General features: G+C 58.8%; 13 protein-coding genes, 1 pseudogene and 1 other annotated feature. Of the genes and pseudogenes, 12 read left to right on the forward strand and 2 right to left on the reverse strand.

Annotated elements, in window-relative coordinates; all coding sequences use genetic code 11:
• Positions 1 to 461 (reverse strand): annotated as a pseudogene (locus AB0T83_RS07410) (transposase); the annotation flags it as partial.
• Positions 64 to 180, reverse strand: a sequence feature (AL1L pseudoknot). (Overlaps the previous pseudogene by 117 nt.)
• Before the next feature lie 226 nt (positions 462 to 687).
• Between AB0T83_RS07410 and AB0T83_RS07415 the strand changes: the two are divergent.
• The 12 genes from AB0T83_RS07415 (at position 688) to AB0T83_RS07470 (ending at position 15,110) form a co-directional block, all read left to right on the forward strand.
• Positions 688 to 1,656 (forward strand): helix-turn-helix domain-containing protein, encoded by a 969-nt coding sequence (locus AB0T83_RS07415; protein ID WP_366192402.1) that lies wholly within the window; start codon positions 688 to 690, stop codon positions 1,654 to 1,656.
• A gap of 333 nt (positions 1,657 to 1,989) precedes the next feature.
• Positions 1,990 to 2,805 (forward strand): transporter family protein, encoded by an 816-nt coding sequence (locus AB0T83_RS07420; RefSeq protein ID WP_366192403.1) that lies wholly within the window; start codon positions 1,990 to 1,992, stop codon positions 2,803 to 2,805.
• 57 nt (positions 2,806 to 2,862) lie between these two features.
• Positions 2,863 to 4,410 carry an amidohydrolase family protein gene (locus AB0T83_RS07425; protein ID WP_366192404.1) on the forward strand — a complete coding sequence of 516 codons (1,548 nt, stop codon included), beginning with the start codon at positions 2,863 to 2,865 and terminating at the stop codon, positions 4,408 to 4,410.
• A gap of 82 nt (positions 4,411 to 4,492) precedes the next feature.
• The gene (locus AB0T83_RS07430; protein WP_366192405.1) at positions 4,493 to 6,118 is read left to right on the forward strand and encodes an amidohydrolase family protein; all 1,626 of its coding nucleotides are present in this window, start codon (positions 4,493 to 4,495) and stop codon (positions 6,116 to 6,118) included.
• A gap of 23 nt (positions 6,119 to 6,141) precedes the next feature.
• The gene (locus AB0T83_RS07435) at positions 6,142 to 6,912 is read left to right on the forward strand and encodes a DUF3299 domain-containing protein (RefSeq protein ID WP_366192406.1); all 771 of its coding nucleotides are present in this window, start codon (positions 6,142 to 6,144) and stop codon (positions 6,910 to 6,912) included.
• Positions 6,909 to 8,255 carry a metal-dependent hydrolase family protein gene (locus tag AB0T83_RS07440; RefSeq protein WP_366192407.1) on the forward strand — a complete coding sequence of 449 codons (1,347 nt, stop codon included), beginning with the start codon at positions 6,909 to 6,911 and terminating at the stop codon, positions 8,253 to 8,255. The genes AB0T83_RS07435 and AB0T83_RS07440 overlap by 4 nt, the downstream gene beginning before the upstream one ends.
• Before the next feature lie 138 nt (positions 8,256 to 8,393).
• Positions 8,394 to 9,152: a porin family protein gene (locus tag AB0T83_RS07445; protein WP_366192408.1), complete on the forward strand. Its 759-nt coding sequence runs from the start codon at positions 8,394 to 8,396 to the stop codon at positions 9,150 to 9,152.
• Between the two features lie 236 nt (positions 9,153 to 9,388).
• Complete coding sequence (locus AB0T83_RS07450; RefSeq protein ID WP_366192409.1) at positions 9,389 to 10,456, forward strand: BamA/TamA family outer membrane protein; 1,068 nt, start codon at positions 9,389 to 9,391, stop codon at positions 10,454 to 10,456.
• Positions 10,456 to 11,187 (forward strand): ABC transporter ATP-binding protein, encoded by a 732-nt coding sequence (locus tag AB0T83_RS07455; protein WP_366192410.1) that lies wholly within the window; start codon positions 10,456 to 10,458, stop codon positions 11,185 to 11,187. Before AB0T83_RS07450 ends, AB0T83_RS07455 begins: the two co-directional genes overlap by 1 nt.
• A complete protein-coding gene (locus tag AB0T83_RS07460) occupies positions 11,184 to 12,491 on the forward strand; it encodes an ABC transporter permease (protein ID WP_366192411.1) in 1,308 nt (435 codons plus the stop codon). The genes AB0T83_RS07455 and AB0T83_RS07460 overlap by 4 nt, the downstream gene beginning before the upstream one ends.
• Before the next feature lie 18 nt (positions 12,492 to 12,509).
• Positions 12,510 to 13,163: a DUF3299 domain-containing protein gene (locus AB0T83_RS07465; protein ID WP_366192412.1), complete on the forward strand. Its 654-nt coding sequence runs from the start codon at positions 12,510 to 12,512 to the stop codon at positions 13,161 to 13,163.
• A gap of 39 nt (positions 13,164 to 13,202) precedes the next feature.
• Entirely contained in the window at positions 13,203 to 15,110 is a 1,908-nt protein-coding gene (locus tag AB0T83_RS07470; protein WP_366192413.1) for a mechanosensitive ion channel family protein, read from the forward strand.
• A 60-nt stretch (positions 15,111 to 15,170) separates the two neighbouring features.
• On the opposite strand, the gene AB0T83_RS07475 is transcribed toward AB0T83_RS07470, so the two are convergent.
• Positions 15,171 to 15,386 carry a hypothetical protein gene (locus AB0T83_RS07475; RefSeq protein WP_366192414.1) on the reverse strand — a complete coding sequence of 72 codons (216 nt, stop codon included), beginning with the start codon at positions 15,384 to 15,386 and terminating at the stop codon, positions 15,171 to 15,173.
• Positions 15,387 to 15,715 lie beyond the last annotated feature (329 nt).

The raw sequence follows: 15,715 nt of genomic DNA on the forward strand, positions 1-15,715 counted from the left end.
CTTGGCGCGATCCGAAAGGCGCGAAGGATCAGTGCGCTTGGCCAAATGATCATAGAATGTTGCAGGGGCAATCGGCAGCAGACGGCAGATTGGCTCGACCCCATAATCCGCGCGGTGGTCTTCTATGAACCGGATCATCGTTTCAGTGGGCGGTCGAGCTCCGCCTGGGCAAAATATGCAGACGCTTTGCGCAGGATCTCATTGGCTTGCTTGAGCTCGCGCACTTCGCGCTCAAGCTCCTTCATCTTCTCGGTCTGCTCGGTCGTGATACCGCCGCGCTGGCCGGTATCGACCTCGGCCTTCTTGACCCATTCGTTCAGCGTCTGAGGCGCGCAACCGATCTTCGATGAAATCGACAGGATCGCCGACCAACGGCTTTCATGCTGCCCTGCGCCTTCCAAAACCATCCGCACAGCGCGCTCGCGTACTTCCGGTGAATACTTGTTCGTTGTCTTTGTCATGATGCTCCATCCTACTCAGGAGTTGGAGCCTCCGGCAAACCCGGTGCGGGTCAATTGGCACTGCCGCCCTCTGTTTCAGCGGCTCGGTTAAGAACGTCTTTGGACGCTCTTAGACCGGATAATCTGATCCGACATGGAAGATGTGACACTACGGGCTACTTGAGGCACGAGGACGCCTGTGCCCCTATTGGCGGGAAGGGGCGCACTGAGAAAGGAGGTTCTCGGAATGAATGTGATAGATTCTCGAACGGATAGAACCTCACAGGTTATTCGGTCGGCGGTCTTCGAACCTCTTGCCAAGGCGTCTCCGGTCTTGGAGGCCCACCAGACTCAGCTTGGCAATGGCGAGTACAAGATTGACGCGGTTGTAGGCCGCGCTCAAGAGACCTGGCTCATCAGGAACCGTGTCGACCCCCTCAGCGTCGGTCATATCGTTCCCGACCCGTCCCTGATTGCTTTCGTGGTGCCAGTCCACTGGCGCGGTGAGTATTTTTTCAACGGCGTCTCCGCTTCCGCTTCAACCCTGTACATCAGTTCTGGCCCAGACGGATATTCGACGCGGGGCGCCGGGCGCGACTACTTCACTATCGGGTTGAACCGGGACAGTTTTGTCAGGTCACTGGCCGCGCTCGAGGGCGTGGAGCCTGACGAAATCCATCTGCATGATGGCGCCCTGTACCTGCCGCCTTTGTCGGCAATCCGGCTGCGCCGTTCCCTGAGCGCCTGCCTTGCTGAACTATCCGCCGGTTCGGGCTGCCACCACACCCGCCAGGCTGTGATCGCCGAATGCCTGTATGACGTCATGTTGGAAGCGTACATGGCTGGCACACCAGTTACGGGCATGCGGATGCCGCTCGCAAAGAGCTATCAACGGATTGTGAGAGGTGCCGAGGAGCACTTTATGGCGGCCGAGGGAGCGCCGGTGTCCCTCGCAGATCTGTGCAGGGCCACAGGCGTGGGACGCACGGTGTTCTACGATGCCTTCAATTCGGTCTACGGGACCTCCCCCCTGAACTATTTCAAGAAACGACGTCTGATGCAGGCCCGAACGGCACTCGCGATGTCCCGACCAGACGAGACGAAAGTCAAAGAAGTCGCCCTCTCGCTTGGACTAACTCACTTGGGGCGGTTTTCAACGGAGTACAGAAACCTCTTCGGAGAAACACCGTCGGTCACACTCAGTTCTCCAGATTAGAGTCGGTCGTAGGCGTTTCTCATCCCAGCCTGAAGCTGGGCGTTTTCTCGTGCACATTCCCCAATATGCCCGTCCACGACTATGGCCTGGCATGCACCGCGCCGCGAGGCAGAGAAAAGACGGAAGATTCGGATAGCGTAATTCCTTTCCCATCAAGAGACGGAAGATTCGGATAATGTAATTTCTTTCCGACCTCCGGGGTTTGTCTAAGCTTTTTCTGCAGTTAGCAACTGGGCGTCGCGGATGAACCACGACGTTCATTGGGTGTCATTGCATTGCTCGCAGAGCCCTTGGTGGTCGGCGATCAAGGATGTTGTGCGGGGGAGTCATAGCATGACGAAAGCGTTTTACAGACGATCGAACTGTGCATCTCTGGCTGCGCTGTCTTGCTCATTGACATTGACATTGACATCAAACGTTACCTTTGCGGATGCCGATCTTGCCAAGCAGCTTTCGAACCCCGTGGCGAGCCTGATCAGCGTCCCGTTCCAGTTCAACTACGACGACGGCATCGGCCCGAACGATACCTCGCGCCGGACGCTGTTGATCGAGCCGGTCTTTCCGTTCGACATCGGGGAGAACTGGAACCTAATTTCGCGGACCATCATTCCCCTTGTCGACATTGAGGCTCCAGCGCCCGGACTCGACGACATTTCGGGGTTGGGAGATATCCAGCAGTCCCTGTTCTTCTCCCCGAAGCAACCTGTTGGAGGCTGGATTCTTGGCTTCGGTCCGATCGCCCTCTTGCCAACGGCAACCGACGACGCGCTTTCCAGCAAGCAGTTCGGCCTTGGTCCGACCGCCGTTGCGCTTCGGCAGGCCAACGGCTGGACGTTCGGCGGGCTGGTCAACCACATCTGGGGCATCAACGAACCGGATGATCGCGAGCAGTACAACACGACCTTCGTGCAGCCGTTCCTGACCTATACGACGCCGGACGCTTGGACCTTCTCGTTGAATACGGAATCCACCTACGACTGGAACACCGAGGAATGGAGTGTTCCGGTCAATGCCGGCGTCAGCAAGCTCGTGACATTCGGCAAGCAGCCGATCAGCTTCCAGCTCGCAGGCCGGCGCTATGTCGATGGAAACGAGAACGGTCCCGATTGGGGTGCGCGATTCAACGTGACTTTCCTTTTCCCGAAATAGACCGGCGAACACACAACCGGCGATCTCTAAAAAACCTGTTAGTGGAGACTATTCAATATGAGCAAGAACTCTACCGCTCTCCTACTTCTCGCGTCCCTTGCCTTGCCCACTGGGGCCTTTGCGCAGTCCTTTGACCTTGTCATCGCGGGCGGTCGGGTGATGGACCCCGAAACCGGCTTCGATGCCGTTGCCAATGTTGGCATCAACAATGGCTTCATTACCGAGATCACCGACCAGGAACTCGAAGGAGCGCGGGTGATCGACGCCACGGGCCACGTGGTCGCCCCCGGTTTCATCGACTACCACTCACATGCTCAGTCGGAGTTCGGGCACAAGCTCTATGTTCGGGATGGCGTGACCACTCCGCTGGACCTCGAGGTGGGCGCGTTCCCGGTCAAGAACTTCTATGAATATTGGGACGGCAAGTCCTTCGTGAACTACGGGACCAACGTTGCGCATGTCGGCGCGCGTGTGGCGGTGCTCGACGGGCAGGAACCGGACGGACGTGTTCTCTACAGTCCGGCCCTCGGGGCAGCCATGCAGGACGGAGCGAAGTTCAAGACGAAGACCTTCGATCCGCTTGATGAGGGCGCGATCATCGAGGCGATCGAAACGGAGCTGAAGCAAGGTGGGATCGGAATTGCCTATCCCATCGGGTACTACACCGTGGTTGGCAGCCCGGAACTCATGGGCGTTACCAGCTTGGCTGCCAAATACGATGTGCCAATCACCACGCATGTCCGGTATCTGGCCCAAATCCCGCCCAGCGGCTTCATGGGCATCACGGAGATGCTGACCATTGCGCGCGAGAACAACGTGCCGATGCTGATCCACCATGTGCAGAGCAACTGTCTTGGTCTGACAAAGCAATGCCTTGACCTGATCGACTCGGCCCGGGCCAACGGCCAGAAGGTGGTTGGCGAGTTCTACCCCTATGAATATGCCGGCACCTATGTGGATGCCGATTACAATGCGCCGGGTTTCGAAGAGCGGATGGGCATTCAGGCTTCGGACTACAAGCTGGCGGCGACGGGCGAACCGCTGACGAACGAGGAATTCGATCGTCTGCGCAAGGAAGCGCCCGGAACCGATCTGCTGATGTACACCATGAAGCAGGAATACATCGACGAAGCCTTCGCCCGGCCGGGCGTGATCGTCGGATCGGACGGGATGCCGTGGATTATCACAGACGATGACGGGAACAAGCTTGGCTTTACCGCAACGTTCGACACGCCCTACGGCAAGGCGAACGGACACGCCCGCGGCGCAGGAACCCACGCGAAGATCCTGCGCATGGTGCGTGAGGACGGGACGGTCTCGTTGATGGATGCCATCTCCAAGATGAGCTACGAGCCGGCCTTGTTCCTTGAAGACCATGTGCCCCAAATGAAGATCCGCGGGCGCGTTCAGGAGGGCTCGGCCGCCGACATCACGATCTTCGATCCCGAGACGGTGACCGATAACTCGACCCCCAAGATCGGCGAGAACTCTCTGCCCTCGACCGGCATTCCCTATGTCGTCGTGAATGGTCGGGTCGTGGTGGACGACTCGGTCGTGCAGAACATTCCAGCGGGAGTTGCCATCCGGAATGCGCTCGCAAACTGAAAAAGTTGACTGAAACACCTTCTCCCTGGTCGAGCATTGGCTTGGCCGGGGATCTCGCGTTTTTCGACAGGGAGGAAAGACCTTGGCTAAACAAAGCTCAGCAACCGCGCTTGCAACCTTTCTTGCTTTGTCCGTCTCTTCAACGGCCATTGCACAGGACTACGATCTCGTCATCACCGGCGGACGGGTCATGGACCCGGAGACGCTCTACGACGACATCGCCAACGTCGGGATCACGGACGGCCGGATTGTCGAGATCTCGAAGGACACTCTGACTGGCGCGGACGAGATCGACGCCACGGGCCACGTCGTCGCGCCCGGCTTCATCGATACACATTTTCACTGGCAGGCACCGATCGGCTACAGGTTCGGGCTGCACGACGGGCTGACCAGCAGCATGGATCTGGAGATGGGCTGCGCTGCAAACCTCATCCCGGAATGGTATGCCGCGCGCGAAGGCGTTACGCAGGCCAACTACGGATGCGCGGCGAGCCACGAGATCGCGCGTTCTATCGCCATCGACGGGGCCAGCGGGGACAACCTGCTGCGCGGCCCGATTGCTGTTCTGGAAACCCGCAAGCAATCCGGCTGGAGCCAGACCAAGGCAGATTATGACACTGGCAACGAGATTCTGCGCATCCTCGACAAGGGCTTGCAGGACGGCGCGGTCGGGATCGGCAGCACGCTGGGCTACATGCGCAACAGTGTTACCTCGCGCGAGATGTTCGAGGTTCAGAAGGTCGCCGCCCGCTACGGCCGGCACACCGGCGTCCACACGCGCTTCACCCCGGACAATGCAACCAACGAGAATGTGGGCGCGCAGGAGGCTTTGGCCAACGGTCTCGCGCTCGACGCGCCGGTTTCGATCCTGCACTTCAACAATCCCGGCTACCGTTTGACGCATGAATTGCTGACACGTCTGTCCGAACAGGGTCACAACGTCTGGGGCGAGGTCTATCCCTACTCGGCTGGGGCAACCACGGTGAACGCGGTCTTCATGCAGCCTGAAAACTGGGTGGACAGGCTCGGCCATAGATACGAGGACACGGTGCAGGACCCCATCACCGGTGACTTCTACACGACGGCATCGTTCGAGGAGGCCCTGAAAGACGATCCGACCCGCGAGATCATCCTCTTCAAGATGCCAGAGGAGGACTCGGTGCGCTGGCTGACGCTGCGCGGCACGACGATGGCAAGTGACGCGATGGCAGCGACACCGCTCTTTGGCGCGTGGGACACGCCGTCCGATCAGATTGGCAACACTCATCCGCGCACCTCGGGCGCACGTGCCAAGGCGATCCGGCTCGCCCGAGAGAACGACATTCCGCTGATGCAGATCATGTCGATACTCAGCTACAACGCCGCCAAACACCTGGGCGACACCGGACTAAAGGCCATGCAGGAACGTGGTCGGCTGCAGGAAGGGATGGTCGCCGATATCGTCGTGTTCGACCCAGCAACGGTGACGGACAACTCGACCTATGCCGAAGGGCTGGTGCCGTCGACCGGGTTCAAGGCGGTTGTCGTTAACGGGACCGTCGCGGTGCGGGACGACGAGTTGCTCAGCGTCTTTCCGGGCCAGCCGATCCGCTTCGAGCCCGAGGCCACGCCGCGCTTCGAGCCGGTGAGCGAGGAGGCGTGGAATCTCGAGTTTTCCACCGGTATGCCCGACATCGCCCCCGGCCTGCCGCCCGAGGGCGGCAATTGAGCCGCCGCGGGGGCGGACAAGGGATGCGCGTGATCCTCGCGACCGCCATGGCCCTCTCCGCGGGGACGGCCGGGTTTGCAGCGGAGCCGGCCACGGTTGACTTCGACGATCTGGCGGACCCGGCGGCCCGCGCCTTCGTCGATCCCTATCTGGAGATGGGGCCGGAGCGGCTGAACGACCTCAGGACGGTCGTCCGGCTCGGCGCGCGGCTTGCGGAGGCGGAGCTGTCCCCGGAGGACAGGAAGCGCCTCGAAGCGCGCCGTTTGGACGCCGAAGCGGCGCTCGCCGATGCTGGCTTCGATATCGCGGCGCTACTGGCGCAGCGCTGGACCGTCGCCCAAAAACGTCGGGAGGCGCAGATCGCCACGAACCCGTTGCTCGAAGGCGCCGCAGTGCGCCTCGAAGGGTACCTGATCCCGGCCGGAACAGGCCCGGACGGCAAGCGGATCGGTTATCTCGTTCCGGTGATCGGGATGTGCAGCCATATTCCCGCGCCGCCGCCCAACGAACTGGTACGGCTGTACTTCGAGCCAGAAAGTGGCACGAGTTCGATCTATCTGCCCGTCAACGTGACCGGAACGCTCCGCGCCGAGGCGAGCGACGAGACCATCCATCTTCTCGACGGAATGGTGCGCATGCAGAGCCTTTGGCGGCTGGACGCGGATACCCTCGTTGCCGAAGGGCCCGTTCCCACGGCCCGAAATACGATTGTCGCTCAAGATCCACTCGAAGTCCGCCCGGCGCAAGAAATCAATCAAGCCCGTTCATCAAGCATTGGAGCAAGAAAGAAATGAAACTCTGGAACCGAACAGCGTCCCTGGTTGCCGTTGCGGCAATCTGTTCCGGCGCAGTCCAGGCACAGGAAGGCACGTCTGACGGACCGATCCTGTTCACCAACGTAGACGTTTTCGATGGCGTCAACGAAGCCCTCATCGAGGACGTCAACGTCGTCGTCACCGACAACGTGATCACTCAGATATCGTCCGAAGAGCTTTCGGTTGCCGGCGGCATGGTGATCGATGGTGAGGGCCACACGCTGATGCCCGGACTGATCGACTCGCACACGCATCTTATGTTTTCCGGGATCACGTTTCCCGAGGTCCTGTTCCAACGACCGGGCTATGGGGTGATCCAGGGCGTTGTGATCGCCGAACAAACGCTGATGAACGGCGTGACGACTGTTCGTGACATGGCCGGAGACGTATTTGACCTGAAGCGGGCGATTGATGAAGGCACGGTCCCCGGCCCGCGGGTCTATCCCTCCGGTGCCATGATTTCGCAGACCAGCGGGCACGCCGATTTCCGGCTCCCCGTCGAACCCAATCCGACCATAACCGGAACGATGACGGTTCCCGGCCAGAAGGGCGCCGGATTGGTCGTCGACGGTGTGCCGCTCATGCTCGCCGCAACGCGTGAGCAGCTTCGCCTTGGCGCCTCGCAGGTCAAACTCGCGATCAGCGGTTCGGTCAGCGGCATCAACGATCCGCTCGATACGACGCAGTTTACCTTGGAGGAAATCGAAGCGGCGGTGGCGGCCGCAGAGAATTGGGGCACCTACGTTACCGTACATGGCTACTCGACCCGCGCCGTCAACCAGGCCATCGATGGCGGGATCAAGTCGGTTGAGCATGGCCAGCTTCTCGACGAAGCCACGTTACAGCGCATGTCGGACGAAGGGGTCTGGCTCAGCATCCAGCCATTCACATTGTGCAATGAGCCCGGGCTGACCCCGGAGCAGAACGCCAAGCAAGCAATTGTCTGCGAAGGAACCGGCAAGGTCTACGAGGCAATCAAATCCTTGCCCGACCTCAAGGTTGTGCACGGAACCGACATCTTCATCAGCCCCGGAAAAGGCATCGGTGTCAGTGAAGAAGTAGAGCAATTGGAGCGCCTTCTGGACTGGTTCACACCCTATGAAATCCTGAAGATGACCACCGGCAATGCGACGGAATTGCTGCAACTGTCCGGGCCGCGCAATCCGTATCCCGGCGTTATCGGACGGGTCGAAGTGGACGCGCTGGCCGATCTCCTGCTCGTCGAAGGCAACCCGTTGGAAAGCCTCGATCCGGTTACTGACCGCGACAACATCAAGATCATCATGAAGGACGGCGTGATTTACAAGAACACGCTGAACTAAGCCTCTGGCGGGCGACGAGCAGACAGGTTTTGTCCGTCGTCTGCCCACCAAATCCTGTCACTGGCTGCAGGTACCGCGTGATGTTTGCCACATGCCGGGCGCAGGCAGGCCGACGAGACATATTGAAAGGAACGGATCATGAGTTTCTACACTACGCGTCGTACTTCGGCGCTTGCAGCCATCGCGTTGATGGCCGCGCCGGTGAGCGCGTCGGCGCAGGACGCGATGTCGGACAGCTGGCAATGGGGCGCCGAACTCTATTTCTGGGGCGCTTCCCTTGGCGGAGAAACGACGACCGGTACCGATATCGAAATGGGTATCGACAAGATCATCGAAGATCTGAATTTCGGCCTCATGGGAACAGTTGCGGCGCAGAAGGGCAAATGGACTGTCTTCGGCGATTTGATCTATTTGGATGTCGAGGAACAAGGCGACACCACTGTAGACGTGCTCGGCTTTGATGTGGACATCGACGGAAAGGTGGATCTTCGCGGTGTCATCAGCACCTTGGGCGTCGGTTATCGGATCTATGAAGGCCCGGGAACTCAACTCGATATCACCGGCGGGCTTCGTTACCTCTGGCTCGACTCTACGATCGAACTCAGCGCGGCTGGCCTGGATGTGAAAGAAGAAGACTCCGGCTCCAACGTCGATGGGGTCGTCGGTTTCCGAGGTCAGACGGACATCAACGAGAACTGGTATCTTTCCTACTACGGCGATGTCGGAACCGGTCAGAGCGATCTGACCTGGCAGGCCGCCGCAGCGGTTAATTACCGGTTCGAAAAGGTCGATGTCGCGCTCGGCTATCGGTACCTCGACTGGGAGTTTGACGAGTTCGGCCCCTTCGACGACCTGAACCTTTCGGGCGCCTTCCTTGGGGCGAAGTTCAGGTTCTGACGCGTTTCGGGAGCTGGCGCTTTCGCATCGGCTGCAGCGCTGGAAGCGCCACCGCTTCCTGACCTTTGATCTTGAAGCAAAGGTCAGGAAGAAAATATTCGAACAAACAAGGATCGACCGGAATGGGAGCAGATTGCACTTGGACTGCGTACAGGTTGCGGAACTGCCTTGCCGCCTTCGCGGCATTCTGTGTGGGCGCAGCCGGACCAGGATCCGCCATTGCAGCTGACGCAGCCTTGAGGCCGGCGACGAAGACCGCGGGAGCCGTCGTCGATTCCGATTTCGGATTTCGAGCGGGGTCAACTATTCTCGCTCCGATCCCGTTCACAAACGATGTTATCGGTTCTGGCCTCACCCTTGGTGCCGGGTATCTCTTCACCTTGCCGGGTTCGAAACCCTCCGGCTTGGGTCTTGGCTACATGCAGACTTCGAACGGAACAGTCGGCTACGGTCTCGGTGGGATCGTCAATTTTGCAGATGGCAGGTGGACACTGGGAGCCGCAGCCGTAGATGGCGACATCAACTACGATCTTCCGGTCGTGTTACCTTTCCTTGGTGAGCAAGACATTTCGCTCAGGCAGTCTTTGACAGGAGGCGGTGTCCAGCTTGGCTATAATTTCACGCCGCAATTCGAAGCCTCGGCAACACTTGCTTATGTGGACACAGTGATCGAGCTTGACAGCGATCTCATCGATGAACTTCCGGGCTTCCTGCAGCCCGATCTCGACACCGAACTTGGTCGCCTGACCTTCGATCTCAAATACGACACAAGGGACGATACATTTTATCCGACGTCGGGTGTTGTCGGTTCTGCCGCGATCACCTTTGCGGAGGAAATCGACTCCGTCTTCAACGATCGATTTCAACTCGATGATCGCTCTTACATGAAAAACGTCCTTTCACTATCCGGCTACCAGTCGGTGGGAGAGAACGGCGTTATTGCTGGGAAGGCCGTGTTTTGCGGCGCTTCCGACAATGCACCTTTTTTCGACACCTGCGGCGTTGGCTTCGTCGATGGTGCAAGGGGGTTCTCGGCGCTGAGCTATCTTGAGGATTATTCCGCCTCTGCGCAGGTTGAATTCCGGGGCCGACTGTCCCAGCGAATTGGTTACGTGGCTTTTGCCGATGTAGGCGGCGGAGGAGGCAGCATTCGAGACATCTCCACTGACAATGGCGGCTACGCCGGCGGCCTTGGTGTCAGGTTTCGCCTTTCGCAACAATTCGCACTGGATTACTCGGCGGATTACGCCATCAACAATGACGGAGACGGGTTCCTCTATCTATATCTGGGACAGCGCTTCTGATGTTGCCGGAAATCGGACTCCGGCATAGGCGAGAGTTGATCGGCAGTGGCGCGAAAGTCCTGAACGTCACCAAGCTTGAGTACGCCTGGAAAAAGGGAGATGTGCCTGTTCTGCGGATCGACGCGCTTGGCCTCGAGAAGGGGGAACGCGTTTTCCTCCGTGGTCCAAGCGGATCAGGAAAGTCGACGCTACTGGCAGCGATTGCCGGAGTCGTCGATATACCGACGGGGAGCATCTCTGTTGCCGGAACTGACGTCGGACAACTCAGGAGCGGTGCACGGGATCGGTTTCGAGTCGATCACGTCGGATTGATCTTCCAGATGTTCAACCTGATCCCTTGGCAATCGGCATTGGAAAACGTTCTGATGCCCTGCCGCTTCTCTCGACGCCGTCGTGAGCGGACGGGCGCAGATCCGAAGCTATCCGCTCTGCGATTGCTCGACGAACTCGGATTGTCAGACCCCGCGCTGGTTTCCGCGCTAGCCATGTCATTGAGTGTTGGCCAGCAGCAGAGGGTTGCGGCAGCACGCGCGCTCATCGGGGCGCCTGAACTGATACTGGCGGATGAACCAACGTCAGCACTCGACGAAGATGCAAAAACATCCTTTCTGGACCTGCTGAAACGAGAATGTGAATCGGTGGGGTCTGCCTTACTTTTTGTAAGCCATGACAGGTCGCTGGAAGAGGGCTTCGATCGCGTGTTGGATATTGCCGAGGTCAACAAGGTATGAAGACCACGCTCTCCCTGGCTGTTGGAAGCCTATGGAACCGGCGTTTCGTGGCGGCCCTCACCGTTCTTGCGATCGCACTCAGTGTATTTCTGGTGATCGGCGTCGAGCGATTGCGTGTTTCCGCGAAAGAGAGTTTCGCTAACTCGGCATCGGGCATCGATCTGATTGTGGCGTCGCGCGGCAATCCGGTGCAGGTCCTCATGGCGACGGTCTTTGGGGTGGGTTCGACTGGACCGGGCATCGACTGGGACACCTACGAGATGGTCGAGGCCCTGCCGCAGGTGGCTTGGGCTGTACCGATTGCGATGGGCGACAACCACCGCGGCTATCCGGTTGTAGGCACAACGCCTGCATATTTCGAGCATTTCAGACATAGCAACGGAAGACCGCTCGCTTTCACATCAGGTCATTCCTTCTCGGAGGCAGACGGCGCTGTTATCGGAGCAGAGATCGCCACGCGTTTTGGCTATGAGATTGGCGCGACTATAGTCAATGCACATGGCGCAGGCGAGGTGGCCTTCGATCTGCACGACGAGGCCCCCTTTGTCGTCGCAGGAATTCTCATGTCGACGGGCACGACCGTGGATCGCATGGTTTTCGTGTCGCTGGAGGGGTTCGACCAACTGCACGCCGAAAAAACCAAAAGTGTCGATCCGTTCGGGCAGGAAACCAGCGCCAAATACGATCACGCCGAGGACGCGACAGACAGCGTTGAGGCCGACCATCACGATCACGATCACGCCCATGAACCTGACAAGATCAACGCGATCTATGTCGGGCTGGCCGATCGCGGCGCGGTCCTTTCCATCCAAAGAGCCATTTCGGAATATCCCGCAGAACCTCTCAGCGCCGTGCTTCCAGCTATGGCGTTGATTGAACTCTGGTCGATCACCGGCGCAGCGGAGCAGGTCATTGTGTTGATGGCATCGGCTGTCGCCTTGGCTGGTATCGTGGCGATGGTCGTCATGCTTTCGGCCTCGCTGGAGGTGCGCCGACGCGAATTCGCGATCCTTCGCTCCGTTGGAGCCACGCCCTTCCGCATCTTCTCTCTTATCGTTCTCGAAGCGGGGCTCGTGACGTCGGCGGGCCTGCTACTGGGATTGGTTTTGCTCGGAGCCCTGACTGAAATGTTGGAGCCGGTGCTTCTTAGCCGGTTTGGACTGCAGGTCGACGCAAGCGCATCTCTGTTGCGTGAAAGCTGGTTGTTGCTCGCGATTTTGGTGGCCGGACTGGCCGCCAGCTTTGTGCCGGCCCTCCGGGTCTATCGAATGACATTGGCCGATGGTCTATCCTTCAGGCTGTAACCCATGGGAGACGTGTCCATGAATATCGTCCAACGTACTATTTCGGTTAGCATTCTCGCACTCCTCATCAGTGCGTCCACGTGCCTGGGAGCAGCACTTCAGATCGGTTGGGACGACCTCGCTCCTCCACCAGCAACGTACGAGAATCCCTTCGCAAACCTTACAAATGAGCAACTCGATGATCTGAGAACGGTTCTTCGCGCGCAATCCTTCGCGGAGGATGAACTCACGGACGAACTGCTGACAAGCGCCGAAGCTGCCCGCCTGCGCTTGAAGGCACAGGACCTGGACATAGATTGGCTGTTCGAACAGCGCCAAATGATCATGGAGAAGCGACGAGAGGAGGCGGTTTCGACGCGCCCGGATATGATCGGGTCGGAAATCCGGATGCCGGGCTATCTGCTTCCGCTCGATCTCAAAGATGGTCGCGCTGTCGAGTTCCTTCTTGTTCCCACAGTGGGGGCTTGTATCCATACGCCGCCGCCGCCGCCGAACCAGATGGTGCATGTCCGCTATCCCGCCGGGGTCGAGGTTGCGGGCCTTTACACGCCGATCTGGATCAGCGGCACACTTTCGTCGAACCTGTCGGAACAGACCGTCCGGTATTCCGACGGCGAGGCCCGGATCGAGGTGAGTTACGCAATGACCGCTGATCTTGTTGAGCCATTCTGATGCGCCATTCTCGACAGGGTGCCCGAAGATGATACCGCGATGTCGCGATTGATCCGTGTTCTGGTTCTGGGACTGGCGGTTATCGGCCTGATTGCGGCTGTGACGGCCACCCTATCTGTATCTACACTGGGTAGCGCTCGGTCATTCGAAGCGGATCTACCGGCTGTGCGAACTGAGTCTCCAAAGCAAACCTTGGCGACATTCTCCACTCTAAAGGCGTTGTTGGAAGAATCGTTGGAGCGGTACCAGAGCGCACGCACGAGCGAGGAATTCGATCGTATCGTTTTCCTTACCGATGAACTCACCTCCCTCATAGATCTGACTGACCAACCGGACGCCGTCAAACAGCGCAATGGCTTGCTGACTGCAATGGTGCTTCTGGACATCTGGGACATTATCCCACCATTAGATCTCGATACAGTACCGGACAAATCTGCCATGATCGGCGATGGGCTTGGGGCATACGTTGTTCCCAACACTCCAATACGCCTCTCGCGCGTCGATGAAGGTGAGCGCGTCGGCGAGTTTTTGTTCGACAAAACAACGATACGAACCGCTCCCCGATTTCTGGTCGGACTGGACAGCACAACGACCGCTGAAACTGGAGTGAACTGGAGAGACGAACTCGAGCAATTCGCCGGGCCGTGGTTACCTGCCACGTGGGTCGGGTCGATCCCTCCATCATTCCAGAAGGATACCTGGGGCACACCGCTTTGGAAGGTTGTCCTCTCGGTGGTGGCAGGCTTCGTTCTGTTTGTGGCTGCGGCGCTTGTCAGCGCTGCGCTACCCGTTGCGCGGCGTGGCAACCTGTTGCCCCCGGTTTCCAAGCTGATCTATTGCGCGTCGATCCTGCCAGTCCTTGTCTTCTTTCACTACCTCCTGACGCGACAGATCAACGTCACCGGCAGATTCGCCGATGGGGCGAACGCATTGTTGGCTGTCATCTGGTTTGGAACGCTTGCGGCCGTTTTCTGGAATGCAATCCTGGCCTGCGCGGCGGCAATATGGTCTTCGCGAACTGGTTCTGGTGATGATGCGGGGGACAGTCTTAGTCAGATGCTCGCCCATATGATCGCTCTCATCGGTGCGGTGTGGATCATCGCCTATGGATTGCAAACCCTCGGATTTCCCGCGCTCAGCGTATTGGCAGGGCTCGGCGTTGGCGGATTGGCTGGTGCCTTGGCAATTCGACCGACACTTGAGAACCTGATCGGTGGATTTGTGCTATACATCGACAAACCGATCAGAGTCGGAGACTGGTGCGAATTTGGGCCCTACAGCGGGATCGTCGAAAAAATCGGTGTCCGTTCCACAAATGTACGTGCCTTGGATCGCACCATAATTTCGATTCCGAACGCCCAGTTCGTAAACATGGAACTAATCAATTGGGCTCGATGCGATCAGATGCTGATCAATCCCACGATCGGTCTGATATATAGTACAAGTTCGGATCAGCTGCGGTATGTACTGGCTGAGGCACGCAGAATGGCAATCGCCCATCCCAGGATCGATAGCGATACCGTCCGGATCCGATTTGCGGGCTATGGCGAATCTTCTTTGAACATCGATATCAGAGTCTACGCGCAGGTGACGGAATGGAACGATTTCTTTGCCATTCGGGAAGATTTTCTTCTGCGCCTGAAGGACATCGTTGAGAGCGCGGGTACGTCTTTCGCTTTCCCCTCTCGCACGCTCTACGTTTCGCGGGACACTCCCCGTGATCCACAGAAAACTGTCGATGCGGAAGATGCGGTCGATGAATGGCGCCGAAGCAAAGAGTTGCCATTTCCCTGGTTCTCATCGGCGGAACGAGAGAAGATGAACAACAGCTTGCGGTACCCTCCACACGGTTCGCCCGACGGCATCCCGGATGAGGTCGAATCGACCTCGGGCAGCGAACCGCTTACGACAAAAGCCGGAGATTCCCCGTCCCATTCAGGCGATTGATAAAAGGTCGTTGCAACAATCGGCTGGGACGCCAATCTCAAGCCGGGTGTCCCCGAACCGTCACCCCACCTTCGCGCACCAGAACGACGTGTGATCGGCGGCGACATACCCATCCGCCGCTCGGAAATACCCCTGCAGCTCGACGGTATCTCCGGCGCTGAGCACCACCATGGTCTGAAGCCAGAGCGAAGTGGCCTCAGAGACATGTGCGCCGGAGATCTCGCCGAACGAGCCCTTGATCTCCGTCGTGCCGTTCAGCACGAGCCGCCCGCGCATCCTCGCCGTGGCACTGGCGTTGACCTTGTAGAGCAGCGTCGCGCCGAAGAGGTAGGTGCCATCGACGGGTGCTGTGAACAGGTTGGTCCCGGCATCGAAACAGCCCTGATCATTGTAGTCGGTGCTGTTGAGGCCGATCTTCGCCCATGTCCCGCCGACGTAGTTGTCGTAGTTGTAGTACGCCTTGAAGCGCGGCAGCCGGGGCTGGTCGACGATGCCGGTGGCATTGTCGACGCTGAGTCCGTCGACGAAGGTGCTCCCGCCGGTTGGTAGCCCTGCATGCGGTTTCCCTGGGCTGGAAATCGAGGCATTCTTCGGCCGAACATGTT

This window comes from Meridianimarinicoccus marinus (assembly GCF_040689105.1).
Taxonomy (GTDB): domain Bacteria; phylum Pseudomonadota; class Alphaproteobacteria; order Rhodobacterales; family Rhodobacteraceae; genus Meridianimarinicoccus; species Meridianimarinicoccus marinus.

Coding starts and splice junctions, on each gene's coding strand:
- AB0T83_RS07420 (WP_366192403.1), top strand. CDS start 1,990: ATGACGAAAGCGTTTTACAGACGATCGAACTGTGCATCTCTGGCTGCG.
- AB0T83_RS07460 (WP_366192411.1), top strand. CDS start 11,184: ATGAAGACCACGCTCTCCCTGGCTGTTGGAAGCCTATGGAACCGGCGT.
- AB0T83_RS07435 (WP_366192406.1), top strand. CDS start 6,142: ATGCGCGTGATCCTCGCGACCGCCATGGCCCTCTCCGCGGGGACGGCC.
- AB0T83_RS07425 (WP_366192404.1), top strand. CDS start 2,863: ATGAGCAAGAACTCTACCGCTCTCCTACTTCTCGCGTCCCTTGCCTTG.
- AB0T83_RS07445 (WP_366192408.1), top strand. CDS start 8,394: ATGAGTTTCTACACTACGCGTCGTACTTCGGCGCTTGCAGCCATCGCG.
- AB0T83_RS07470 (WP_366192413.1), top strand. CDS start 13,203: ATGTCGCGATTGATCCGTGTTCTGGTTCTGGGACTGGCGGTTATCGGC.
- AB0T83_RS07415 (WP_366192402.1), top strand. CDS start 688: ATGAATGTGATAGATTCTCGAACGGATAGAACCTCACAGGTTATTCGG.
- AB0T83_RS07440 (WP_366192407.1), top strand. CDS start 6,909: ATGAAACTCTGGAACCGAACAGCGTCCCTGGTTGCCGTTGCGGCAATC.
- AB0T83_RS07455 (WP_366192410.1), top strand. CDS start 10,456: ATGTTGCCGGAAATCGGACTCCGGCATAGGCGAGAGTTGATCGGCAGT.
- AB0T83_RS07465 (WP_366192412.1), top strand. CDS start 12,510: ATGAATATCGTCCAACGTACTATTTCGGTTAGCATTCTCGCACTCCTC.
- AB0T83_RS07475 (WP_366192414.1), bottom strand. CDS start 15,386: ATGCGCGGGCGGCTCGTGCTGAACGGCACGACGGAGATCAAGGGCTCG.